This window comes from Actinoallomurus liliacearum (assembly GCF_039542035.1).
Lineage (GTDB): Bacteria > Actinomycetota > Actinomycetes > Streptosporangiales > Streptosporangiaceae > Actinoallomurus > Actinoallomurus liliacearum.
Genome location: NZ_BAABHJ010000020.1, coordinates 61,929 through 84,329 on the forward strand (window position 1 = coordinate 61,929; position 22,401 = coordinate 84,329).

At 70.9% G+C, this 22,401-nt stretch carries 25 protein-coding genes; 11 read left to right on the forward strand and 14 right to left on the reverse strand.

The genetic code is table 11. From position 1 onward, the window contains the following. Window positions 1-46 precede the first annotated feature (46 nt). From ABD978_RS26070 to ABD978_RS26085, 4 genes are all read right to left on the reverse strand, one after another. Complete coding sequence (locus tag ABD978_RS26070; protein ID WP_345359833.1) at window positions 47-682, reverse strand: cytidylate kinase-like family protein; 636 nt, start codon at window positions 680-682, stop codon at window positions 47-49. Between the two features lie 25 nt (window positions 683-707). Then, window positions 708-1,631 carry a tetratricopeptide repeat protein gene (locus tag ABD978_RS26075; RefSeq protein WP_345359836.1) on the reverse strand — a complete coding sequence of 308 codons (924 nt, stop codon included), beginning with the start codon at window positions 1,629-1,631 and terminating at the stop codon, window positions 708-710. Window positions 1,632-1,753: 122 nt separating this feature from the next. Further along, window positions 1,754-3,457, reverse strand: coding sequence for a coenzyme B12-dependent isobutyryl-CoA mutase large subunit (gene icmA, locus ABD978_RS26080; RefSeq protein ID WP_345359839.1), 1,704 nt, complete (start codon window positions 3,455-3,457; stop codon window positions 1,754-1,756). Window positions 3,458-3,551: 94 nt separating this feature from the next. Then, the gene (locus ABD978_RS26085) at window positions 3,552-4,058 is read right to left on the reverse strand and encodes a MarR family winged helix-turn-helix transcriptional regulator (protein ID WP_345359842.1); all 507 of its coding nucleotides are present in this window, start codon (window positions 4,056-4,058) and stop codon (window positions 3,552-3,554) included. 338 nt (window positions 4,059-4,396) lie between these two features. Here ABD978_RS26085 and ABD978_RS26090 point away from each other — a divergent pair, with 338 nt between their 5' ends. The 5 genes from ABD978_RS26090 to ABD978_RS26110 all read left to right on the forward strand — a co-directional run bounded on the left by ABD978_RS26090 (window position 4,397) and on the right by ABD978_RS26110 (window position 9,684). After that, window positions 4,397-4,993, forward strand: a complete 597-nt coding sequence (locus ABD978_RS26090; RefSeq protein ID WP_425550764.1) for an ATP-binding cassette domain-containing protein — start codon at window positions 4,397-4,399, stop codon at window positions 4,991-4,993. Continuing rightward, window positions 4,986-6,236, forward strand: a complete 1,251-nt coding sequence (locus ABD978_RS26095) for a hypothetical protein (RefSeq protein WP_345359848.1) — start codon at window positions 4,986-4,988, stop codon at window positions 6,234-6,236. Before ABD978_RS26090 ends, ABD978_RS26095 begins: the two co-directional genes overlap by 8 nt. Before the next feature lie 55 nt (window positions 6,237-6,291). Further along, the gene (locus ABD978_RS26100) at window positions 6,292-7,065 is read left to right on the forward strand and encodes a DUF2127 domain-containing protein (RefSeq protein WP_345359851.1); all 774 of its coding nucleotides are present in this window, start codon (window positions 6,292-6,294) and stop codon (window positions 7,063-7,065) included. Between the two features lie 122 nt (window positions 7,066-7,187). After that, window positions 7,188-7,874 carry a DUF4230 domain-containing protein gene (locus tag ABD978_RS26105; protein WP_345359854.1) on the forward strand — a complete coding sequence of 229 codons (687 nt, stop codon included), beginning with the start codon at window positions 7,188-7,190 and terminating at the stop codon, window positions 7,872-7,874. 103 nt (window positions 7,875-7,977) lie between these two features. Continuing rightward, complete coding sequence (locus ABD978_RS26110; protein ID WP_345359857.1) at window positions 7,978-9,684, forward strand: bifunctional lysylphosphatidylglycerol flippase/synthetase MprF; 1,707 nt, start codon at window positions 7,978-7,980, stop codon at window positions 9,682-9,684. Here ABD978_RS26110 and ABD978_RS26115 read toward each other — a convergent pair. The 3 genes from ABD978_RS26115 to ABD978_RS26125 are packed head-to-tail and all read right to left on the reverse strand — an operon-like array spanning window position 9,651 to window position 12,055. After that, the gene (locus ABD978_RS26115) at window positions 9,651-9,833 is read right to left on the reverse strand and encodes a type II toxin-antitoxin system VapB family antitoxin (protein ID WP_345359860.1); all 183 of its coding nucleotides are present in this window, start codon (window positions 9,831-9,833) and stop codon (window positions 9,651-9,653) included. The two genes, ABD978_RS26110 and ABD978_RS26115, sit on opposite strands and share 34 nt — an antisense overlap. Before the next feature lie 41 nt (window positions 9,834-9,874). Continuing rightward, a complete protein-coding gene (meaB, locus tag ABD978_RS26120; protein WP_345359863.1) occupies window positions 9,875-10,831 on the reverse strand; it encodes a methylmalonyl Co-A mutase-associated GTPase MeaB in 957 nt (318 codons plus the stop codon). Window positions 10,832-10,840: 9 nt separating this feature from the next. Next, entirely contained in the window at window positions 10,841-12,055 is a 1,215-nt protein-coding gene (locus tag ABD978_RS26125) for an acetyl-CoA C-acetyltransferase (protein ID WP_345359866.1), read from the reverse strand. Window positions 12,056-12,140: 85 nt separating this feature from the next. On the opposite strand from ABD978_RS26125, the gene mce reads away from it, so the two are divergent. The 3 genes from mce to ABD978_RS26140 all read left to right on the forward strand — a co-directional run bounded on the left by mce (window position 12,141) and on the right by ABD978_RS26140 (window position 15,417). Further along, a complete protein-coding gene (mce, locus tag ABD978_RS26130) occupies window positions 12,141-12,569 on the forward strand; it encodes a methylmalonyl-CoA epimerase (RefSeq protein ID WP_345360535.1) in 429 nt (142 codons plus the stop codon). Window positions 12,570-12,807: 238 nt separating this feature from the next. Further along, the gene (locus tag ABD978_RS26135) at window positions 12,808-14,112 is read left to right on the forward strand and encodes a DivIVA domain-containing protein (protein WP_345359869.1); all 1,305 of its coding nucleotides are present in this window, start codon (window positions 12,808-12,810) and stop codon (window positions 14,110-14,112) included. A gap of 93 nt (window positions 14,113-14,205) precedes the next feature. Continuing rightward, entirely contained in the window at window positions 14,206-15,417 is a 1,212-nt protein-coding gene (locus ABD978_RS26140; RefSeq protein ID WP_345359872.1) for an AI-2E family transporter, read from the forward strand. A 16-nt stretch (window positions 15,418-15,433) separates the two neighbouring features. On the opposite strand, the gene ABD978_RS26145 is transcribed toward ABD978_RS26140, so the two are convergent. From ABD978_RS26145 to ABD978_RS26155, 3 genes are all read right to left on the reverse strand, one after another. Beyond that, window positions 15,434-16,219 carry an alpha/beta fold hydrolase gene (locus tag ABD978_RS26145; RefSeq protein WP_345359875.1) on the reverse strand — a complete coding sequence of 262 codons (786 nt, stop codon included), beginning with the start codon at window positions 16,217-16,219 and terminating at the stop codon, window positions 15,434-15,436. 128 nt (window positions 16,220-16,347) lie between these two features. Then, on the reverse strand, window positions 16,348-17,058 hold the full coding sequence (locus tag ABD978_RS26150) for an alpha/beta hydrolase (protein WP_345359878.1): 711 nt from the start codon (window positions 17,056-17,058) through the stop codon (window positions 16,348-16,350). A 12-nt stretch (window positions 17,059-17,070) separates the two neighbouring features. Continuing rightward, on the reverse strand, window positions 17,071-17,382 hold the full coding sequence (locus ABD978_RS26155) for an ATP/GTP-binding protein (RefSeq protein WP_345359881.1): 312 nt from the start codon (window positions 17,380-17,382) through the stop codon (window positions 17,071-17,073). Between the two features lie 190 nt (window positions 17,383-17,572). Here ABD978_RS26155 and ABD978_RS26160 point away from each other — a divergent pair, with 190 nt between their 5' ends. Beyond that, entirely contained in the window at window positions 17,573-17,734 is a 162-nt protein-coding gene (locus ABD978_RS26160; protein WP_345359884.1) for a hypothetical protein, read from the forward strand. Window positions 17,735-17,873: 139 nt separating this feature from the next. On the opposite strand, the gene ABD978_RS26165 is transcribed toward ABD978_RS26160, so the two are convergent. The 4 genes from ABD978_RS26165 to ABD978_RS26180 form a co-directional block, all read right to left on the reverse strand. Continuing rightward, on the reverse strand, window positions 17,874-19,511 hold the full coding sequence (locus tag ABD978_RS26165) for a 3-hydroxyacyl-CoA dehydrogenase family protein (protein ID WP_345359887.1): 1,638 nt from the start codon (window positions 19,509-19,511) through the stop codon (window positions 17,874-17,876). Window positions 19,512-19,565: 54 nt separating this feature from the next. Beyond that, entirely contained in the window at window positions 19,566-19,775 is a 210-nt protein-coding gene (locus ABD978_RS26170; protein WP_345359890.1) for a hypothetical protein, read from the reverse strand. Further along, on the reverse strand, window positions 19,772-20,353 hold the full coding sequence (locus ABD978_RS26175; protein ID WP_345359893.1) for an AAA family ATPase: 582 nt from the start codon (window positions 20,351-20,353) through the stop codon (window positions 19,772-19,774). The genes ABD978_RS26170 and ABD978_RS26175 overlap by 4 nt, the downstream gene beginning before the upstream one ends. Before the next feature lie 198 nt (window positions 20,354-20,551). Further along, window positions 20,552-20,941, reverse strand: a complete 390-nt coding sequence (locus ABD978_RS26180; RefSeq protein ID WP_345359896.1) for an ATP-binding protein — start codon at window positions 20,939-20,941, stop codon at window positions 20,552-20,554. Between the two features lie 151 nt (window positions 20,942-21,092). Here ABD978_RS26180 and ABD978_RS26185 point away from each other — a divergent pair, with 151 nt between their 5' ends. Then, window positions 21,093-21,947 carry a helix-turn-helix domain-containing protein gene (locus tag ABD978_RS26185; protein WP_345359899.1) on the forward strand — a complete coding sequence of 285 codons (855 nt, stop codon included), beginning with the start codon at window positions 21,093-21,095 and terminating at the stop codon, window positions 21,945-21,947. Next, window positions 21,944-22,117 (forward strand): DUF397 domain-containing protein, encoded by a 174-nt coding sequence (locus ABD978_RS26190; RefSeq protein WP_345359902.1) that lies wholly within the window; start codon window positions 21,944-21,946, stop codon window positions 22,115-22,117. The genes ABD978_RS26185 and ABD978_RS26190 overlap by 4 nt, the downstream gene beginning before the upstream one ends. Window positions 22,118-22,401: the final 284 nt, after the last annotated feature.

Consider the following 22,401-nt stretch of genomic DNA (forward strand, 5'->3'; position numbering starts at 1 on the left):
CCGCACGCCAATGGTGTCATCCCTGCGTACGGGGCGACGACGAAGGTCAGCTCACCGCGTGCGCCGCCGTCACGATCATGTCGACACAGGCAGCCGCGGCCAGCCGCGTACTGTCGATGACCAGATGATAAAGGCCGGGATCGGCCGGGTCCGCCCGGTAGAAATGTTTGACGTACGCGGTTCGTGCCCGGTCGTTCTCGGTGAGGAGGCGCTCGGCCTCCTGCGCGGACAGCTCCATCGACTCCTGGACGCGGGCGATCCGCCGTCGCCGTGGGCCGTCGAGGCGGACGTGCAGCGCGGTGGGATGGTCGGCGAGGATGACCTGCGCGGCGCGGCCGAGGATCACCGCTCCCTCGCCCCGGCCGGCGACCTCCTTGATCACCTGCTCGGTGTGGTGGACGAACTCCTCTTCGGGCACGATGCCGCGCTGCGGAAGGTGGACGTCCATGCCGCCGAGCGTGACGTTCGGCAGGCGCGCGGCGTCGGCCAGGAGGCGGCCGAGCCCGTGCTCGGTGCGGTCGTCGTGGGCGAGCGCCTCCTCGAGCGAGCAGCCGATGTCGGCGGCCACGGTGTACGGGATGGCGCGGTCGATGAACGGCACGCCGAGGTGCTCGGCGACCGCGGGGCCGATGGCGCTGCCACCCGCCCCGAACGTCGCGGAGATCGTGATGACTCCGGTCATCACCCGCCCCTCCCGTCGAGGAAGGTCAGAAGAGCGCCGAGGCGAGCTTCCGCCGGGCACGGGTCACGCGCGGGTCGTCCGGCGGCAGCACGTCGAACAGCGCGAGCAGGTGCTTGCGGGCCGCCTCCCGCTCGTCGCCCGCGGTCCGGCGCACCGTGCCGATGAGGCGGTCGAACGCGTCGTCGATCCGGCCCTCCACCAGCTCGAGGTCGGCCGCCTTGACCTGGGCGGCCGCGTCGTCGGGTCGGTCGGCGGCGTCCTTGCGCACCGCCGCCGGGTCGTACGACTGGGCGCGGCGCTGCAGGTCGACCAGCGCGAGACCGCTCTTGGCGACGGGGTCGTTCGGCGCGGTCTCCAGGATCCGCCCGAACGCCGTGGCGGCGCCGTCGAGGTCGCCCCGCTGCAGGGCGGCCTCCGCCTCGATCTCCAGCGGATCGGCGGCCGGCTGCTGGACGGCGTCCGCGCCGTCGTCCTCGGGCAGCAGTCCCTGCTGACGGAGCGCCGCGAAGAGCTGGTCCAGCACCTGGCGTACCTGCGGCTCGGGGGCTGCGCCGTTGAGAACGGGGAGCATCTGGCCCGCGACCACGGCCGCGACGAACGGGATGCCCTGCACGCCCATCCGGGCGAGCTGCTGGCCGAGCGCGGGGTTCGCGTCGATGTCGACCTTGGCGAGCACCCAGCGGCCGTCCGCCTCGTTGGCGAGCTTCTCCAGGATGGGGCCGAGCTGCTTGCACGGCTGGCACCAGTCGGCCCAGAAGTCCACGAGCACCGGCACGTTGCGCGACCGCTCGACGACCTCGGTGTTGAACGTCGCGTCGGTCACGTCGATGACGTGTTGCGAGGAGTCGTCCGAGGCTCCCGAGGCCGGGCGCTGCTGCTGTCTCTGGGCCGCGGCACGCCGCGCGCCGAGGTCGATCGCGCCGTGCAACGAGAAGTCCGATGACGTCATGTGTCCATCCTGCCGCATGCACCGCCGAACGAATACGCGCGGCCGTCACGTAATCGATCAAGCACCCTCGATGATCACCCGAATACGTTGCGTGGCCGCCGCTCCGGGGTGATCCGGCGGCGTCAGAATCGGGCGGGCTCGGAGTAGTCGCCCCACTCCTCGCGCAGTGCGCCGCAGATCTCGCCGAGGGTGGCCTCGACCCGTACCGCGTCCAGCATGGCGGGGATCAGGTTGTCCTCGGTCCGGGCCACCTCGGTCATCCGGCGCAGCGCGGCGTCGACGGCCGCCTGGTCCCGCGTCCCACGCCGTTCGGCCAGGAGACGGTTCTGCTCGCGCTCGACCTCGTGCCCGACCCGCAGGATCTCCAGCGGCTCCTCGATCGACTGGGTGTGGCAGTTCACCCCGACGATCTTCTTCTCGCCCTTCTCCAACTGCTGCTGGTAGGTGAACGCGGCGTCGGCGATCTCGGCCATGAACCAGCCGTCCTCGATGCCGCGCAGGATGCCGCCGGTGATGGAATCGTCCGGGCTCATGTCCTTGATCCGGGCGAAGATCCGCTCGGCCTCCTCCTCGAGGCGGTCGGTCAGCGCCTCGACGTACCAGGAGCCGCCGAGCGGGTCGACGACGTTGACGACGCCGGTCTCCTCCATGATCACCTGCTGGGTGCGCAGGGCGATCTCGGCGGCCTTCTCGCTCGGCAGTGCCAGGACCTCGTCGAGGGCGTTGGTGTGCAGGGAGTTCGTGCCGCCGAGCACGGCGGCGAGCGCCTCGACGGCGGTGCGCACGACGTTGTTGTCGGGCTGCTGGGCGGTCAGCGAGACGCCGGCGGTCTGGGTGTGGAACCGCAGCCACTGCGCCTTCTCCGACGTGGCGCCGTACACGTCGCGCATCCAGCGCGCCCAGATGCGGCGCGCGGCGCGGAACTTGGCGATCTCCTCGAAGAAGTCGACGTGGGAGTCGAAGAAGAACGACAGGCCGGGCGCGAACCGGTTGACGTCGAGGCCGCGGGACAGGCCGAGCTCGACGTAGCCGAAGCCGTCCGCGAGCGTGAACGCCAGCTCCTGCGCGGCCGTCGAGCCGGCCTCCCGGATGTGGTAGCCGGAGACGCTGAGCGGCTTGTACGCCGGGATGTCGCGGGCGCAGAACTCCATCAGGTCGCCGATGAGGCGCAGGTGCGGCTCCGGCGCGAAGAGCCACTCCTTCTGCGCGATGTACTCCTTGAAGATGTCGGTCTGCAGGGTGCCGTCGAGCCCGTGGACGTCGACGCCCTGGCGTTCGGCCGCGACGAGGTACATGCAGAAGATCGGCACCGCCGGACCGGAGATGGTCATCGAGGTCGTGATGTCGCCCAGCGGGATGCCGTCGAACAGCACGTCCATGTCGGCGGCGGAGTCGATGGCGACGCCGCAGTGCCCGACCTCGCCGAGCGACCGGGGGTCGTCGGAGTCACGGCCCATGAGCGTCGGCATGTCGAAGGCGACGGACAGGCCGCCGCCGCCCGCGCCGAGGATCATCTTGTACCGCTCGTTGGTCTGCCGGGCGTTGCCGAAGCCCGCGAACTGCCGGATGGTCCAGGTGCGGCCGCGGTAGCCCGTGGCGTACAGGCCGCGCGTGAAGGGGAACTCCCCCGGCCAGCCGATGCGCTCGAACCGGGGATCCGCGGCCGGCGGCCCGTACACCGGATCGACCTCGAGGCCGGAGAGCGTGGTGAAGTCGGCGTCGCGTCGGCGGGAGCCCCGGGAGGTCGGTCGGGGTCGGTTGGTCGGGGAAGAGTCGTACCTCGCCTGCCAGCGACGACGACCCTCTTCGATGTCCCGCATGTCCATGAGCGCTCCTCAGGCCGGTGGCTCTCCCTAGATACTAGGATGTCCTAGTATCTCGGCGCCAACCATCCTCCTCCAGGGTGACTCGGCGGGACCTCTACTCCTCGAAGTCGCCGGCGGCGACGCGGAGGCCGCGCAGCGTCTCGAACATCAGCTCCAGGTCCTCGGCGCCGTACGCGCCCATCCCGAAGTCCGCGGCGAGGAGGTCGGCGGTCGCGCGCTCGACGGTCTCCCGGCCGCTGTCGGTGATCTCGGCGAGCACGCCGCGGCCGTCGCGGGGGTTGGGACGGCGCCGGACGTACCCCTGGCGTTCCAGCCGGTCGATGATGTTGGTGACGCTCGTCGGGTGCACCATCAGCCGCTCGCCCATCCTCGACAGCGGCAGCGCGCCCTTCCGGCTGAAGGTCAGCAGCACGAGCGCCTCGTACCGGGCGAACGTCAGGCCGTACGGCTTCAGCAGGGCGTCGAGCTCGGCGATCAGGATGGCCTGCGCCCGCATGATCGAGGTCACCGCCAGCATGGCGGGCGACCGCCCCCAGCGGCGCTCCCAGAGATCTCCGGCGCGGGCGATCGGGTCGAAAGGCAGGTTGAGCGGCTTGGCCACTCACATACGTTATCGCCTGCCCGGCCCGACATCGGCCGAATCAAGCTTGATATAGCCGCGATCGACCTGTGAATCCCGCGAATCAGCCGCAATCCCGGCGGCCGCCTAAGGAACGCTGACACTCATCATCAAGGCAAGTTATAGTTCCATTGTCGACGCGTGCGGACGACGGCAAAGAGGGGCGTCGCGCAGCGGTTCAACGCAGTGATCGCCCCGGCCCTCCGCACGCGTCGCCAATTCGGGGGGTAATTATGATCGGGAATTCTTCCGCGATCGTGGCACGGGGCCTGGGCATCCGCCGCAGCCGGCGGTGGATCCTGCGTCCCACCACGTTCGACGTGACACACGGTGTCGTGGGCCTGGCCGGTCCGGCGGGTCCGGGCAGATCGGCGGTGCTGCAGGCGCTGACGACCCTGCGCCGCCCGTCCGTGGGCGACCTCGAGGTGCTGGGCCACGACGTGACCCGGCGAGCCGGGCGGCGGGCGGCGCGCGCCCGGATCGGCCTGTTGCCCGCGCGATTCGCCTGGACGTCCGGCTTGTCGACCCGCGACTTCGTCGCCTACGCGTCCTACTACAAATGCACACCCCGCCGGGCGGTCGACGCGATTCTGGAGCGATTCGGGCTGAGCGACGCCGCGGCGCTCGAAATGGACATGCTTCCGCAAGATCTGCGATTGCGCGCCGGGCTGGCCGCGACCTGTGTGCACGAGCCGGAGCTCGTCTTTCTGGACGAGCCGCTCGCCGGCATCGGTGATTCCGAGCGGGAGGATCTGATCCCGCTGCTGCGGAGCCTGGCTCCGACGGTCGTGGCCACGGCCGCCGATCCGGCGGAGCTGACGGGGTGGTGCGATCGGGGTTTCAGCATGGTCCGGGGCCGCCTCGTCGAGGTGCCGTGCGCCCCCCGTCCCCGGCTTCGGGTGCCTGCCGGTGTCTGACCTCGGGCGGGTGCTGCGGATCGACGCTCGCCGTACGGCCTTGTTCCTGGCCGTGCCGGCGCTCGCGTTCCTCGGCGCCGTCGCGGCGTGGCGGGCACTGCTGCCGGGCGTCGCGTACTGGGACGACGCCGTCGCGGCGCTGTTCTCCTCGGTGTGCCTGCTCGGTCCGGCCTCGGCGGGGTTCGCCGCCTGGGTCGCCCTGCGCGAGCACCGTCTCGACTACCTCCGGGGGCTGACCGCCCGCTCCCCCGCCCTGGGCCCGCTGCTCGACCTGCTCCTGCTGGGGATCGTCACGCTCTGCGCGTACACCGTCGTGGCCCTGGTCGTCGCCGCCAAGACGATGATCCATGTGGAGGCGGGCCACCCGAAGCCGATCGGGCCGCTCGCCGGGGCCCTCACGCTGCTGGTCTACACCGTCATCGGCTATCTCGGCGGCCGCATGGTCCCGCGGCTGCCTGCCGTCCCGGCCGTCGCGGTCCTCACCTACCTGTGGGGCGCCGCCCGCCCCGGTGCCTGGGCGGACCTGCTGCCGCCGCCGGGCATCGGGCACATCGGGCTGTTCGCCGCGCTGCGCACCGAACTGCTCGCGGGCCAGGCGCTGTGGGCGCTGGGGCTGGGCACCGTGCTGGTCACCGGCTACCTGTGGGTGCTGACCCGGCGCCTCTGGCTCGCGCTCCCGGCGGTCGCGGCGGCGGGCGTCGTCGCGGGCACCACCGTGTGGCTGCACGGCCAGCAGCGCACTCCGCCGGTCGTGCCGCGCGCGTTCTCGTACGCCTGCCGCCAGTGGCCGCTCACCGTCTGCGTGCACCCGGCGCTGCGCGCGGCGCTGCCGTCACTGGAGGCCGGGCTGACCCCCCTCGCCACCCGCCTGAGCGGCACCCCCGGGCGGTTCGTCCGGGTCGAGCACCGGCCGGACAACGACTTCCCCCGGCCCGGCCGCGGCGTCGTCTACATCCACCTCAGCGACCTGTCCCCGGGATACGCCCACCGCGCCGAGCAGGAGATCGACATCAGCCTGCTGGACGCGCGCACCTGCGGCGACCCCGGGCACGCGGCCGGCGCGCACTACAGCGCCCTCGTGTCGGCGTGGCTGCTCGACGAGGCGCCGCCGCGGCTCACCGACGCCGTCGCCGCGCGGAACTTCGCCCGCTGGGACGAGCAGCGGCGCCGGAGATGGCTGCGCGCGCACTACGCCCGGTACCACTCCTGCGCCCTCCACGGCAGGGACTTCCGCGAACGCTGACCACACAATCCACGAACGACGTGCTCTATCTGCCGGTATTCACTATCGTCGGGCCGTGGACTGGAGCCTGCTGAAGTGTGCCCGCTCGGGGCACGTCACCTATGCCCCCGACGAACCGGCCCTCCGGGACCGGCTGCACGTGCCCACCCCCGCCGGGGAGGCCTGGCGCTGCCTGCGCTGCGGCACCTACGTCCACGGCGAGGCGCACGGGCGCGGCCCCGCCGACCGCGCCCCGCTCGTCGCGCGCGGCCGGGAGCTGCGGGACGAGCTGATCATGCGCTTCTTCGCCATCGAGCGCGTGATCCGCGGCCTGCTGATCGTCGCCGCCGCGTACGGCGTGTGGCGGTTCTCGGCCAACCGCGGGTCGATCCAGCGGGTCTTCGAGAAGGACATCCCGCTGCTGCGGCCGCTCGCCCGGCAGATCGGCTGGGACCTGGACCACTCGCGCATCATCGAGGAGATCCGGCACGTCTTCGCGCTCAAGTCGGAGACGCTGACCTGGTTCGCGGTCGGGCTGCTGGCGTACGCCGTGATCGAGCTCGTCGAGGCGGTCGGCCTGTGGCTCGGCAAGCGCTGGGGCGAGTACTTCGCCGTGGTCGCGACGTCGTTCGGCCTGCCGGTTGAGATCTACGAGCTCACGGACCGTGTCACCGCGGTCCGCATCGGCGCGCTCGTGATCAACGTCGGCCTGGTCCTGTACCTCGTCATCTCCAAGAGGCTGTTCGGCGTCCGCGGCGGCAAGGAGGCGTTCGAGGCGCACCGGCGCGGCGAGTCGCTGATCGAGGTCGAGCAGGCGGCCGTGGCCCCGCACGCAGAGGCCGCCGGATAACGAATTCGCGCGAACGACCAGGTCAACCACCAGTGCCACCGGGGCCGTACGTCCCGGGGGATGAGTGGGCCTCTTCCGGGGTAATCCCGGTCTTAGCCGAGACCCCTAGAGGTGAGACGAGAATGGTGCGACCGGAAGCCCCCGAGGACGAACCGGCATCCCCGCGGCCGCGCCGGCCGGGCGTTCGCTGGATCGCGTTCATCGTCGTGCTCCTCGCGCTGGTGTACGCCGTCCTGCAGGCCGTGAACGCCCTTCCGCACTGGCTCGACCCGTTCAGCGAGAAGACCAAGGACCGCAGCGGCCCCGCCGTCCTGCGGTCGATCCAGAACCTCTCCCGGTACGAGGCCGCGACCGGCAACTTCCAGGTCATCGTGGACCTGGAGAAGGACGCGCGGTTCCTGCCCGGCGCGATCCGCGGTCAGCGGACGCTGTTCGTGGGCACCGGGAGCGTCGACGCGTACGTCGACTTCTCCGGCCTGGGCAACGGAGCCGTCACGACCGACAAGGACCGCACGTCGGTGACGATCCGGCTGCCGCACGCCAAGCTCGAGAAGACCAATTTGGACTCGAAACGCAGTTATGTGTTCGCGCAACAGCGCGGACTGTTCGACCGAATTGGCCAGTTCTTCAGCTCGAACCCGAATCAGCAGCAGCAGCTCTACGTGCTCGCCGCCCAGAAGATCCAGGATGCCGCGGGCTCCAGTGGCCTGGCCGAACGGGCCGATACGAACACCAAACAGATGATCATGAACCTACTGCGCGGTTTGGGCTTCAAAACCGTTACGGTGACTTACGCCACATCACCGTGATCTTACCGAGACGGCCCGCGGGGAATAGCACTAACAAAGGGCCGGTTACGGATAAACCGGGGTGATCGTTGTGTCCGTGGCAGGCGCGTCCGCTCTTCACCGCATGTCCGCTCTCCATCGCCGGCCGACCTGGCCGCTCGCGCTGCCCATCGCGGCGGCCGCGGTGGCCGTCGCGCTCCCCGCTCTGAGCGGCTCGACGCCCGAGCGGCCGGCCAACCTCGTCATCGGCGACCTGTTCCCGAACGGCCAGGAACTCCTGCTCGCGCTGATCCTCCTGGCGACCGCGCGCGGCGTGCTCCTGCGCCGCCGGGTCGCGTACTACGTCATCCTGCTGCTCACCGGCCTGTCGGCCCTCGACGCCCTGAGCACCTGGCAGCTCGGCCGGCTCGTCCTCCTCACCGCCGCCATCGGCGCGTTCGTCCGGTACCGGGGGGAGTTCACCGCCTCCCCCAGCCGGGTGCGCACCGCCGTCCGCGCCGGCCTCATCACGTACGGCCTCGCGATCGCGTACGGCCTGGCGGTGATGATCCTGCAGTGGCACCAGATGACGCCCGGCCCGAGCCCGGCCGACGCCGGCCGCGAGATCCTCACCGGCCTCACCGCCTCAGGCCCCGGCCCCATCCACTTCAGCGGCTCGGCCGACCACTGGTTCGAGGCCAGCCTGGGCGTCATCGGCGGGGGCGGGCTGCTCGCCATGCTGGTCACGATGCTCACGCCCGCGCCGCCGCCCCCGGCGGGCACCGACCGGGAGCGCGCCGAGGCGGCACGCCTGGTCGACGACCAGGGCTCCGACACCCTCGCCCCGTTCGTCCTGCGCAGCGACAAGTCGTACGTCTTCAGCCCCGACCGGCGGGCCGTCATCGGGTACCGCGTGCTGTTCGGCGTCGCCGTGGCGGGCGGCGACCCGGCCGGCGACCCGCGCTCCTACCCGGCCGCCGTCGCCGAGTTCGCCGCGCTCGCGGAGCGCTCCGGGTGGCGGATGGCCGTGCTCGGGGCCCGCGCCGACCTGCTCGACCTGTGGCGCCCGTACGGCCTGCGCTCCATCGAGATCGGCGACGAGGTGCTGCTGTCGCCGAACGAGTTCGGCCTGAGCGGCCGGAGCATGCGCAACGTACGGCAGGCGGTGCAGCGCACCCGCAACGCGGGCGTCACCACGCGGGTCGCGCGCGAGGGCGACCTGACCGCCGACGAGCTCGCCCGGCTGCAGACGGTGGCCGCCGAGGCGATGGGCGGCACCGAGGAGCGCGGGTTCTCCATGAACATGGACGACCTGCTGACCGGCCGGCACGCCTCCTCGGTCGTCGTGATCGTCCGCGACGCCGAGGGCGCGCCGATCGGCTTCCAGCGGTACCTGCCCAGCGCCTGCGGACGGCGGCTCTCCCTCGACGCGATGCGCCGCGTCCCCGGCGCCCCGAACGGTCTCAACGAGCGGATGATCGTCGACGTCATGGAGTACGCCCGCGACCGCGGCATCGACGAGGTCTCGCTCAACTTCGCGGCGTTCCGGGAGCTGTTCGACACCGCCGAGCGCGGGCCGCTGGAGCAGGGGGGCTACCGCCTGATCCACCTGCTCGACCCGCTCATCAAGGTCGAGTCGCTGTACCTGTTCAACCGGAAGTTCCGGCCGCGCTACGTGAGGAGGGCTGTGGCCTTCCCGTCGTGGGCGAGCCTCGTGCCCGTCGGCGTGGCCCTGCTCACCCTCGAGTTCGGCCACCGCCGCGCACCCCGCCCCGAACCCGCCGCCGCCGCTGCCGCCGACCACGTCCCCGAGGACGGCTACCCCTCTTCGCCTTGGCAATCCGCCGGGTGACGCGGAACACCGGTCTTACGAGCGCTGCGCAGCGCCGCGACCGTCGCTCTAAGAGCGGTGTTCACCGTGTCGCGTTTCGTTCTGGTGCCCAGAACCTTTGCCGCTGCGGCAAGCGCGTCGTCGTCCACATCTACGAGGATCTTCGTCATTCGGCGCCTCCACGCATGTCGGGGTAACCGAATGTACGCGTTCAGTCGCTGGTGAGGGCGGCGATGAGTTCGTCGGCGGCGGAGTAGGGGTCGCAGTCGCCGGACAGGACCTTGGCGGCGAGCACGTCGAGGCGCTGGTGGCCGTGCAGGTCGCCCATCCGCTCGCGGAGCGCGGTCACGGCGATGGCCTCCACCTCGTCGCGGACCCGGGCCAGCCGGCGCCGGCGGAGCTCGCCGGACTCCTCCATCCAGGCGTGATGCTCGTCGAGCCGCCGGATGACGTCGTCGACGCCCTCGCCCTTGACCGCGACCGTCGGCACGATCGGCGGCTTCCAGCCGACGTCGCCGGCGAGCGCGATCATGTTGCGCAGATCGCGTACGGTCTGCTGGGCGCCGTCCCGGTCGGCCTTGTTGACGACGAAGACGTCGGCGATCTCCAGGATCCCCGCCTTGGCGGCCTGGATCGAGTCGCCCATGCCCGGCGAGACCAGCACGATCGTCGAGTCCGCCAGCGAGGCGATCTCCACCTCCGCCTGGCCGACCCCGACGGTCTCGACCAGCACGACGTCACAGCCGGCCGCGTCGAGCACGCGGATGGCCTGGGGCGCCGCCCAGGACAGGCCGCCCAGGTGGCCGCGGCTGGCCATCGAGCGGATGAAGACGCCGGAGTCGCTCGCGTGGTCCTGCATGCGCACCCGGTCGCCGAGCAGCGCCCCGCCGGTGAACGGCGAGGACGGGTCGACCGCCAGCACGCCGACGCGCAGCCCGCGTTCCCGGAACGCCGTCACCAGCGCGCCGGTGGACGTGGACTTCCCGACGCCCGGGGCGCCGGTCAGGCCGATGACCCGTGCCCGGCCGGCGAGCGGGTTCAGCGCGGCCATGATGGGCCGCAACTGCGGCGAGGCGTTCTCGACGAGGGAGATCAGCCGCGCCAGTGCGCGCGGCTGTCCCTTCCTCGCCCGCTCGACCAGATCCTCGACGTCGACGTTCCGCGCCACCCCGGGCCCTCAGACCTTCAGGATCAGGGCGTCGCCCTGGCCGCCGCCCCCGCACAGCCCCGCGACGCCGACGCCGCCGCCCCGGCGGCGCAGCTCGTACGCCAGGTGCAGGACGATCCGCGCGCCGGACATGCCGATCGGGTGGCCAAGCGCGATGGCCCCGCCGTTGACGTTCACCTTGCCGGCGTCCACACCGAGGTCGCGCATCGACTGGATGCCCACCGACGCGAACGCCTCGTTGATCTCGATCAGGTCGAGGTCGCCGACGGTCAGCCCCTGCTTGCCCAGGGCGTGCTTGATGGCGTTGGCCGGCTGGGACTGCAGCGAGTTGTCCGGGCCGGCGACGTTGCCGTGCGCGCCGATCTCGGCCAGCCAGGTCAGCCCGAGCTCCTCGGCCTTGGCCTTGGACATGACGACGACCGCGCACGCGCCGTCGGAGATCTGCGAGGACGTGCCGGCGGTGATCGTGCCGTCCTTGCTGAACGCGGGCCGGAGGCGGGCCAGCGACTCGGCCGTCGTGTCGGCGCGGACGCCCTCGTCCGCCGCGAAGACGACCGGGTCGCCCTGCTTTCCACCCCCTTGGCTACGCCCCGCCGCCCCCGGACGCTGCGGAATCTCCACCGGGACGATCTCGTCGTCGAACAGCTGGTTCTTGATGGCGTCGGCGGCCCGCTGGTGCGAGCGGGCGGCGAACTCGTCCTGCTCCTCGCGGGAGATGCCGAGCTTGGCGTTGTAACGCTCGGTCGACTCGCCCATCGAGACGCCGTCGAAGGCGTCGGTGAGACCGTCGTGGGCGGTGGCGTCGAGCACCTCGATCGAACCGTACTTGTAGCCCTGGCGCGCCTTCGGCAGCAGGTGCGGCGCGTTGGTCATCGACTCCATGCCGCCCGCCACCACGACGTCGAACTCGCCGGCGCGGATGAGCTGGTCGGCGAGGGCGATGGCGTCCAGGCCGGAGAGGCAGACCTTGTTGATCGTCAGCGAGGGGACGTTCATCGGGATGCCGGCCTTGACGGCGGCCTGGCGGGACGGGATCTGTCCCGCGCCCGCCTGCAGCACGTGGCCCATGATGACGTAGTCGACCTGGTCGCCGGTGAGTCCGGCGCGCTCCAGGGCGGCGCGGATGGCGATCGCGCCGAGGTCCACCGCTGCGAAGTCCTTGAGAGAGCCGAGCAGGCGCCCGATGGGCGTCCGCGCTCCGGCGACGATGACGGAACCGGCCATGAAACGAGACCTCCGACGAATGGTGGGGGCGACGTTTGCCAACATACCCACAAGAGAGCCGAGACTTTCCAGGGAGGCCACCGCCATGCTCACCCGAATCGATCACGTCGGGATCGCATGCCATGATCTTGAAGAGAAGATCGCTTTCTACGAGGGCACGTTCGGTCTGATCGTGGCGTCCCGGGAGGTCAATGAGCAGCAAGGGGTGAAGGAGGCGATGCTCCACGTGGCGGACGGCCCTGCGGGCGCGTCGTACGTCCAGTTGCTGGAGCCGTTGCACCCCGATACGCCGGTCGGGAAGTTCCTGGCGAAACGGGGAGAAGGCGTGCACCACATCGGATACGGCGTCGAGGACGTGGTGGCCGCGCTGGAGAGCATCGGCGGTAAGGGCGTACGCCTGCTGGACGAGCGTCCGCGGCACGGATCGATGGGCGCTTCGATCGCGTTCCTGCACCCCAAGGATGTCGGCGGCGTCCTGACCGAACTTGTCCAGGCGAGGCCGCGCGCGCACTGACTCATTGTCACCCGGGCAGAACCCGACGCCTTACCAGGTCGCTACATGGGCGCTGACAATCGCGACAAACTGCCCAGGTCGTAAAGTTGAGCCCCCAACACGGCAGTGTCGGGAGTACTCTGCTGTCGCCGGAAAGTGGTCCCGCACGTGCCGTACCCCGTAACACGCAGTACTCGCGCGGCCATCGTCTGGTACCTCCACCACTTGTAGCCGTCTCGTCACAGCAGGATTGAGCCTCATGCAGTCCGACATCGACGCCCAGCTCAGCAACTTCTTCGAAGACAGCACGCCCCCACGCGAGTTCGACGTGGTGCTGCGCGGCTACGACCGGCACCAGGTCGAAGAGCACATCAAGCAGCTCGACACCGAGGTCCGCCAGAGCCGCGAGCAGACTCAGGCGTTGCAACGGGAGCTCTCCGACGCACATCGTCAGCTCCAGGAACAGGAGCGACCCACCTATTCCGGCCTCGGCGCGCGCATCGAGCAGCTGCTGCGCCTCGCCGAGGAGCAGGCGACCGAGCTCGTGCAGGCCGCCCGCACGGAGGCCAATGAGATCAAGGCCGCCGCGAAGGTCGACGCCGCGGAGTTGCGCGCGGCCGCGGAGAGCGAAGCGTCCGACGTCCGCGCCACCGCCAAGCGCGAGGGCGACGACATGCGCAACACGGCGGAGCGCGAGGCGGAGGAGGTGCGCACGGCGGCCCGCCGGCACGCCGACGAGCTGACCTCCACCACCGAGCGCGAGGTCGCCAAGCTGCGCGCCACCGCCGACCACGAGGTCGCCGAGAAGCGCGCCGCCGCCGAGCGGGAGATCGCCAAGCTCCGGACCACGACCGAGCGCGAGGTCGCCCAGCTGCGGGCGTCCACCAAGCGCGAGCGCGACGAGATCCTCACCACCGCCAAGCGCCAGGCCGACGAGATGCGGGCGCAGGCCAACCGCATCCTCGAGGAGAGCGAGGCGCAGCGGGCCCAGGCCGAAGCCGAGTTCGAGATCCAGCTGGCCGCCCGGCGCGAAGAGGCCGAGCGGCAGGACGCCGAGCGGCACGCGGCCGCACAGAGCGCCACGCAGAAGCTCGTGGCCGAGGCCGAGCAGCGCGCGGCGTCCGCCGAGCAGCGCGCCACCAAGGCGACCCAGCAGGCCGAGCAGACGCGCCGCGAGGCCGACAGCCACGCCAAGCAGCTCGTCGCCAACGCTCGCAAGAACTCCGAGCAGATCATCGCCGAGGCGAAGTCCCAGGCCGAGCACCTGCTCAGCGAGACCAAGAGCGAGGCCGAGCGGATGCGCACCACGGCCCAGCGCCAGGTGGACGAGCTCACGCGCCAGCGGGACAGCATCACCAGCCACCTCAACCAGCTGCGTCAGCTCATCGGCGGCGTGTCCGCGCCGATGGGCGGACCGACCGAGGAGGCCATCTCCGCGCCGCCGGAGAAGCCCGCGATCGCCCCGGCCGAGCCCAAGCCCGCGCCGAAGCCGGCGCCCGCCCCGGCCACGCCCGCGCCGGAGGCCAAGAAGAAGGACGACGACGACGACTGGTGGCAGGAGTAACGTCGTCCGCTGTTCAACCGCACTGAGCCGGACAAGAGCCTAGGGGCCGTAATCCCCTAGGCTCTTGTCGGTATCTAGCTCAAGGAGACGTGCGTGCCGGCGGAAACCCCCCACGACGGCGAACAGCGCGAGGAGGTCGGGACCCTCGCGGACAGTGCCCGGCAGCCGGCGGGCGAGGTCACCGCGCTCGACCCGGTCACCGACATCGCGGCCCGGGAGCGTGAGGCGGGCGTCGACGCGCTGTTCCCGTTCGGCCGCCCGGGCCGTCCGCTGACCCGCAGTCACCCGTTCATCTTCGGCTTCTACGGCGCTCTCGGGGTGCTGGCCGCCTACATGCTGGTCAAGGCGGTCACCGACGCCCGGCAGGTGATCGTCCTGATCGTCGTCGCGCTGTTCCTCGCCGTGGGCCTCAACCCGGCGGTCGAGGCGCTGACGCGGATGGGGGTGTCCCGCCGGTGGGGCGTGCTCATCGTCTTCCTGTGCCTGGTCGGGTTCTTCGTCGGCTTCGGCTTCGCCATCGTGCCGCCGATGACCGAACAGATCACCGCCTTCATCAACAACCTCACCAGCGGCAACGGCTACCTCGAGCAGTTGGCGCACAACCCGAAGCTGCAGGACTGGGACCACCGCTACCACCTGCTCGAACGCGCCCAGACGGCGCTGCAGAGCAAGGACCTGGGCAAGCAGGCCGCCAACGGGATCCTCGGCGTCGGCCAGGTGGTGATCAGTGGCGTGTTCAGCACGTTCACCGTGCTGATCCTCACGCTCTACTTCCTCGGCTCGCTGCCGAACATCACCGGCTTCATGTACCGCCTCGCGCCCCGGTCCCGGCGCGCCCGCGTCGCGCTGCTGGGCGACGAGATCCTCTCCCGCATCGGCGGGTACGTCGCCGGCAACGTCCTCATCTCGGTCATCGCCGGGATCGTGTCCTACATCTACCTGCTGATCGTCAACGTCCCGTACGCCATCGCGCTGGCCATGCTGGTGGCCATCACCGACCTGATCCCCCTGATCGGAGCGACGATCGGGGCCGTCCTCGTCACGGCCATCGCGTTCTTCAACGGCTTCTGGACCGGCATCGCTACCGCGATCTTCTTCCTGATCTACCAGCAGGTCGAGAACTACGTGGTCCAGCCGAGGGTGATGAAGAGGTCCGTCGACGTCCAGCCGGCCGTCACGGTCATCGCGGCCCTGCTCGGCGGCGCGCTCCTCGGCGTGATCGGCGCGCTGCTGGCCATCCCCACCGCGGCCGCGGTCGCGTTGATCCTCCGCGAGGTCGTCATGCCCCGGCAGGAGAGCTCCTGACCGTACGGCCACCGGGTCAGCGGGTCGTACGGCCGAGTGCCGTCGCGAACTCCGCCACCGCGTCGTTGAACAGCTGCGGCTGCTCGACGGCGGTGAGGTGGCCGGATCCGGGCACGAGGGTGAGCTCCGCGTTCGGCAGGGCGTCGGCCATCGCCCGCGCGTCCTCCTCCGTCGTGATCTCGTCCTCCGCGCCGTGGATGACGAGCGCCGGGGACCGCAGCTCGGCGAGGGACTCCAGGGCGTCCGGGCGGGCCGCCATCGCCCGCTGCGCCCACGCCGCGGCCGCCGGGGGCGCCGACTGCACGAGTCCGCGCACCCGCCCGTAGATCAGCGCGCGCTGCCGCATCGTCGTCGGCCCGACCAGCCGTGGCAATAAATCCTCGAGGAGGACGTCCACGGTCTTGTCCTCCTCCAGCCGCCCCGCCATGCGCAGCCGACCGGCCCGCGCCGTCTCGGTGTCGGCCGTGGCCTTCGCGCCGGCGAGCACCAGGCCGAGGACGCGGTCCGCGTGCCGGCGGCAGAACGCGAGCGTGACGTAGCCGCCCATCGACAGGCCGCCGACGACGGCCCGGTCGATGCCCTTCGCGTCGAGCAGCGCCGCGATGTCGTCCGCCATCGCGTCGACCGAGGGTTCCGCGGTGCCGAGCGGGGACCCGCCGAAGCCGCGCAGGTCCGGTGTCACCACCCGGAACCGCGCGGACAGTGCCTCCCGCTGGGCCAGCCACATGGCGGACGACAGCGGGAACGCGTGCAGCAGCACCAGCGGTGTCCCGTCTCCGACGTCACGGCTGTACAGCTGCACGGCTATCACCTCATCGGGAAGAATCCGGCTCAGCCCGGCGAACGCCCGGACCCAGCTCATCCTGACCGCTGCGGATCGATCCGCCGAGAGGGTGGCCGTGTTCGGTCTCGGAGGTTTAGAAGTTCCTTCTACCCGACCTCGGTAGGCAGCGGATACGCCTCCGGCGCGACGCGGCGCACGATCTCGTTCAGCACGATCCGGACGTACGGCTCGCCCACCCACAGGTGCTTGGCGTCATCGACGCCGACGACCTCCGCCTGCGGCACCCGCTTGAAGCGTTCGCGGGCCTCCGCCGGCTGCAGGTAGTCGTCGCGTTCCGGGACGAGCGCGACGAGCGGGCGGCCGAACTCCGCCCAGGCGTCGAGGTCGGCGTCGGTCGCCCGGTGCAGCGGCGGGGACAGCAGGATCGCGCCCTCCACGAGCGGGTCGTGGCCCCACTTGAGGGCCAGCTCGGTGCCGAACGACCAGCCGAGCAGCCACGCCCGCGGCAGGTCGTGGTACTCGGCGTACTCGAGCGCCGCGGCCACGTCGTACCGCTCGGAGTCACCGCCGCCGAACTCCCCCTCGCTCGTCCCGCGTTCGCTGGTCGTCCCGCGCGTGTTGAACCGCAGCACGGCGAGCCCGGCGAGGGCCGGCAGGCGGTAGGACGCCTTGCGCAGCACGTGGCTGTCCATCATGCCGCCGTGCGTCGGCAGCGGGTGCAGGCAGATGAGGGTGGCGACCGGCGGCCGGTCCTCGGGCACGGCCAGCTCGCCGACGAGGGTGAGGCCGTCGGCGGTCCGCAGCTCGATGTCCGTACGACGCGCGGGCAGCACCGTGCTCGCCCGGATCTCCCCCATCGCGGTCCCTTCTCAGTAGCGCGGTCCCCGACGGGACCGTTGAATGTTCGGCAGCCGGTTCAGCCGGTGGTTCCAGCACGGCCGGTGCCAGTGCCGCCGGTCGTCGGGCCCACCGGCCTCGGCGGGCCAGGCCACGAGATGCCCGACGCCTGGTGTGATCTCCTGGTCGCAGCCCGGACAGCGGTACGCCTTGGTCCCGCCGGCCACCGGCCGTACGATCCAGTCGCCGTCCGGCCCCTCCTCGATCCGCTGCGGACCGCCGAACGCGCTCGCCCCGGTCTCCCGGACGGTGTCGCGGTCACGGCGGTTCTTGCGCGGACTCATGCCGATCAGGGTACGGGGACCGGGTCGTACGGGACGAACCACCCACCCGCCACCGCACCGTCGCCCGGCCGACCTACGAGCGCGAGATTTCTTGCTCACCGGAGTGGCCGGTCGGCCTCGGTCCCGAACGGTCCCTTTCAAAGCAGTCCGCGTCAACAGCGGACCTAACTCAGAAGAAGGTGGGTCGGACATGACCGCGAAGGACAACAAGACCACCGAGACGACGTCGTCCACGCCGGGCCCGTACCGTGGCATGGACGTCACGAACACCCCGGGTCTCCGGGCGACGACCAGCTGGCAGAGCCAGCCGGGACGGGCGGCGCGCTCGCCGAAGACGGACCGCGGGCAGTAGCGGTAGCCGACTCAGGCGACCGCGGCCCACAGGAGCGGCCCCCTCGCGGGGGCCGCTCTTCTCTTTTGGGGTCCGGTCGGCGGAGTGCGCCGAGTCTCCGGAATCGTGACCGGTCCGGTCCGTGGGACCGGCTCGCTTCTCAGCGGAACGTGCGGCCCGCGGTGAACAGCTCCTCCAGCAGCGGCGCCGGGGCGTAGGCCGGCTCGCGGTACTCGGTGTAGAGGGCGCGCAGCACCTCGACCGCGTGGCCGAGGCCGAGCCGGTCGAGGTCGGCGACCGGCCCGATCGGGTACCCGCAGCCGTAGCGCATCGCGGCGTCGATGGAGTCCGCGTCGGCGTACCCCGTCTCGAGCATGCGGACGGCGTCGTTGAGGTACGGGACGCGCAGCGCGTCGACGATGAACCCGGCCCGGTCGCGGCAGTGCACCGGACGCCTGCCGAGCGCGGCGACGTACTCGGCGGCCCGGCGCACGACCTCCGGAGCGGTCACCACGGTCGCGGCGATCTCCACGAGCTCACCCGCCGGGTCGGGAAGGTTCAGCCCGATGACGTCCTGCGGCCGGTCGGTCGCGGCCGCCACCTCGATCACCGGCACCGTGGTCGTCGTCGTGGCGAGGACGGCGCCCGGCTTGGCCACGTCGTCGACGGCGGCGAACAGCGACCGCTTCACCGACGTGTCCTCGGCCACCGCCTCGACGATGAGGTCGCAGTCGGCGAGCAGCCCCAGCTCGGTGCCGCCCTCGACGGGCTGCTCCAGCGCCGTACGGACGGCGTCGGCCTTCTCCGGGTCCCCCGCGACGAACCGGACGTCGGCCCCGGCCCGCAGGCACCCGCTGATGAGGGCGACGGCGAGCGGCCCCGACCCGACGACGCCCACCCGCGGCGGCGCCCCGGCCGGTTCGGCCTCGGCCGCGGCGGCCGGCTCGTCGTAGGAGTAGAAGCCGCGGCCGGTCTTGCGGCCCAGCAGGCCGGCGGTGACCATCTGCCGGAGGATCGGCGCGGGCGCGTGCCGCCGGTCCCGCGTCTCCCGGTAGATCGCCTCGCAGACCTCCAGCGAGACGTCCAGCCCGATGAGGTCCATCAGCGTCAGCGGGCCCATCGGCAGGCCGGTCGCCTTCATCGCCGCGTCGATGTCCTCACGGCTCGCGTGCCCGGCGTCGTACATCGCCGCCGCCTGGTTGAGGTAGCCGAACAACAGCCGGTTCGCGATGAACCCGGCCCGGTCGCCGACCGTCACGCCGACCTTGCCGAGCCGCTCGACCAGCCCCTGAACGACGGACAGGGCCTCCGGCCGGGTCAGCACGCTGTGGATGATCTCGACGAGTTTCATCACCGGCGCGGGGTTGAAGAAGTGCACCCCGACGACCTGCTCCGGCCGGTTCGTGCTGACGGCGATCTCGGTGACCGACAGGGACGAGGTGTTGGTGGCGAGCACGGCGTCGGCCCGGCAGACCTCGTCGAGCTGCTCGAACACGCGGCGCTTGAGCTGGAGCTGCTCCGGCACGGCCTCGATGACCAGGTCACAGTCGCTGAGCGCGCCGAACGACGTGGACAGCGTGATCCGGTCGAGGATCGCCTGCTGCTCCTCGGCGGACAGCTTCCCGCGCTTGACCGCCCGGCCGGTGGAGTTCTCCAGGTGACCACGGCCGCGCTTCAGCGCCTCGTCGCCCACCTCGACCCCGATGACGTCCAGCCCGCTGCGGGCCAGCACCTCGGCGATCCCGGCCCCCATCGTCCCGAGCCCCACGACCCCGACCTTGTTCAGCGAAGCAGCCATGTTCGCAGTCTTCCAGAGCCCGCTTGCTCCCCCAAGGGAAGGGCGCGTGGACGATCAGCCGTGCGTACGGCTCCAGCGGTCGGCGGTGGCGAAGATCTCACCGAAGGTGTCGGGGCGGAGCGGTGCCGCGAAAGTGCCGTCGGGCAGGAACGCGTCCGCCGAGGTCACGGCGAAGACGGTCGTGCCGGTGCCCGTCCGGTAGAACCAGGGTCCACCGCTGTAGCCCGGGATGAATCTTGAACCGGAGAATTCGGCCGCGTTCACCGAGTCTTTTGCGTGCCGTGGCCGATGGCGTCGAGGACGAACCGCGCACGTTCCGCGACCCCGGCGCGGGGAAGAAGGACCGGTTCGTAGCCATAGTCGGTGTAGGCCGCGACGCAGGCGTGGAAGGTCCGCTCCGCCTCCTCGGGGGTCTGCCGACGGTCGTCGTCCCGCCGGTAGATCTCCGGCCAGTGCGGGGCGACGAACACCCGGCGGTCGTACCGGAACCGCTGCGCGGCGGCGTGCAGGTGCGGTGGGACGGGCAGCCGCATGAGCCGGAGATAGCCGATGACGTCGACGACGCCGCGATCGAAGAAGACCGGGGTGTTCCCGGCCGCCCCGTACTCCGTCGTGTGCCGGTAGGAGCGCAGGTCCCAGCCGAGCATGAGTTCGGCGAACAGCCCGGCGTCGCGCCACGGCAGCGCCTCACCGCCGATGGCCACCTGGTCCTGGATGATGGCGCGACCGCCCTCCGGCGCGCACGCGAACCGCTCGCGGCGCAACTGCTCGATCAGTGTCGTCTTCCCGGCCCCGGGCCCTCCGGTGACCACGACGAACCGGCTCTGCGGCTGAACGGACATGCGAGATCCTCCTCGGTACGGGGAATGCGGGAACACGCTCGGGACGAGCGGGAGATCGCCGGTGGCGCACTGCGGCGAGATGGGAGAGGCGCGCGGCCGTAGGAGAAGTGGCGCGCGGGAGATGGCGCGCGAGGGGCGCGCGGGAGCTTCCAGGGTAGCGATCAGGCGCTGGGAGCCCTGGCGCGGCCGGCCGGGGTCTCAGCCGCGCAGGCGGAACCAGGTCGTGGTGCCGTCGCGTTCGGCCTCGGCACCCCATTCGGCGGCGAGCGCGGTCACGATGACGATGCCCCGGCCACTCTCCGCGAACGGATCGTCCCGTACGTGCGGCATCTCGCCGCCCGCGCCGTCGTCCGCGACGCAGACCTCCAGCACGTCGCCGTCCCGCGCGACCGTGATGGTGACGTGGCCGCCGTTGCCGGACTCGGTGTGCACGACCGCGTTGGTCACCAGCTCACTGGCGCACAACTCGGCGTCGTCGACGGCCGGGTGGTCCTCCCCCACCAGGTCCCGGACGAAGCGGCGGGCGTGCGCCACGCACCGCTCGCTGCCCGGAAGTGTCAGCGTCCCCAGCACGATCATCGCCCCCATGACGACTCCTCTCGCCTGATACCGCCGCAAGCATCGTCGCACCGAGTAACGCGTTCAATACGCTTCGTCAAACTAGCGTGACGGCGAGGAGCCGATTTGCACATTGCCGGTTCCCGTGGCGAGACGGCCGCTGACCGGCCAAGATGCCGCCATGGCCACCATCACGCCGACGATCCGGCTGCGCAGGCTGGGCATGGCCCTTCGCGACCACCGCGAAGCGGCCGGCCTCGCCTTAGATGAGGCGGCCCGCGTCCTGATGCGCTCGCCGTCCTCACTGAGCCGCATCGAGAAGGGCCTGCACCACGTCCCGGTACGGGACCTGGAGTACATCCTCGGCAAGTACGGCGTCACCGACCCCGCCGTACGGGACCGCCTCTTCGACTGGTGCCGCAACGGCCGCAAGAAGGGCTGGTGGCAGCGCTACGCCACCGACCTCTCCCCCGAGATGATGGACTTCATCGGCCTAGAAGCCGACGCCACCTTCATCGGACTGTTCGAACTGATCCTGGTCCCTGGGCTGCTTCAGACCGAGGCGTACGCCCGCGCCCTCATGGAGACAGGCCCGTTCGCGGACGATCCCGAGCGTGTCGATCGGCTCGTCGCCGTGCGAATGCGCCGCCAGGAACTGCTGCACGAAGCTGACCCACCCAGGCTGCGGACGATCCTGGACGAGGCCGCGCTGCGGCGTGAGGTCGGCGGCCGCAAGCTCATGCGAGCCCAACTCCAGATTCTGCTCGACGTTTCGGTTCTACCTCATGTAACTATTCAGGTGATCCCGTTCAGTGCAGGCGCACACTTGGGCGTGGCCAGCGCATTTGGCGTCATGCACGTCGGCAGTCGCGGTGACCTTCAAGTCGCGACAGTCGACTCACTGACCGAGATGTCCTATCGAGAAGAGAACACCCAGGTCAGGGCTTATTCAGCAGCTTTCGAACACCTGCACGCGACCGCTCTCTCCGATCGCGACAGCCAAAAATTCATGCAGCGGGTACTGTCGGAACTATGACGATTGTCAGTCTCTCTAAGGCGTCTTGGCGTACCAGCAGCCACAGCGCAAACCAGGGCGGCACGTGCGTACAGGTGGCCGCCCTTTGGCGGACGAGCAGCCACAGCGGAAACCAGGGCGGCGAGTGCGTCGAAGTCGCCGTCGTGCGTCCTGGCCTCAGCGGGCGATAGGGATTTTTCGGACGGATCGCGCCAAGCCGTAGCCGGGTCGAGCGCTGTTGGCCTTCGGTGGGCGTACCGGATGCTCGGTGAAGCAGTCCGACCGGCCGCGCTCTGACCTGGTTCGCCACGTCTGCGCCAGAGTTTCGCCGAGCCTTTGGCCTGCGGCTGATCCGGCAGTGGATCACCAGATGCGGCCGGACCGCCGGCGGCCGCTCGATGCAGGATCGTCGTCCGCCGGGGCGCCTCTGGTCTTTCTGCGCCGTCTACTGGGAGTAGAAAATATCGCCTCCCAG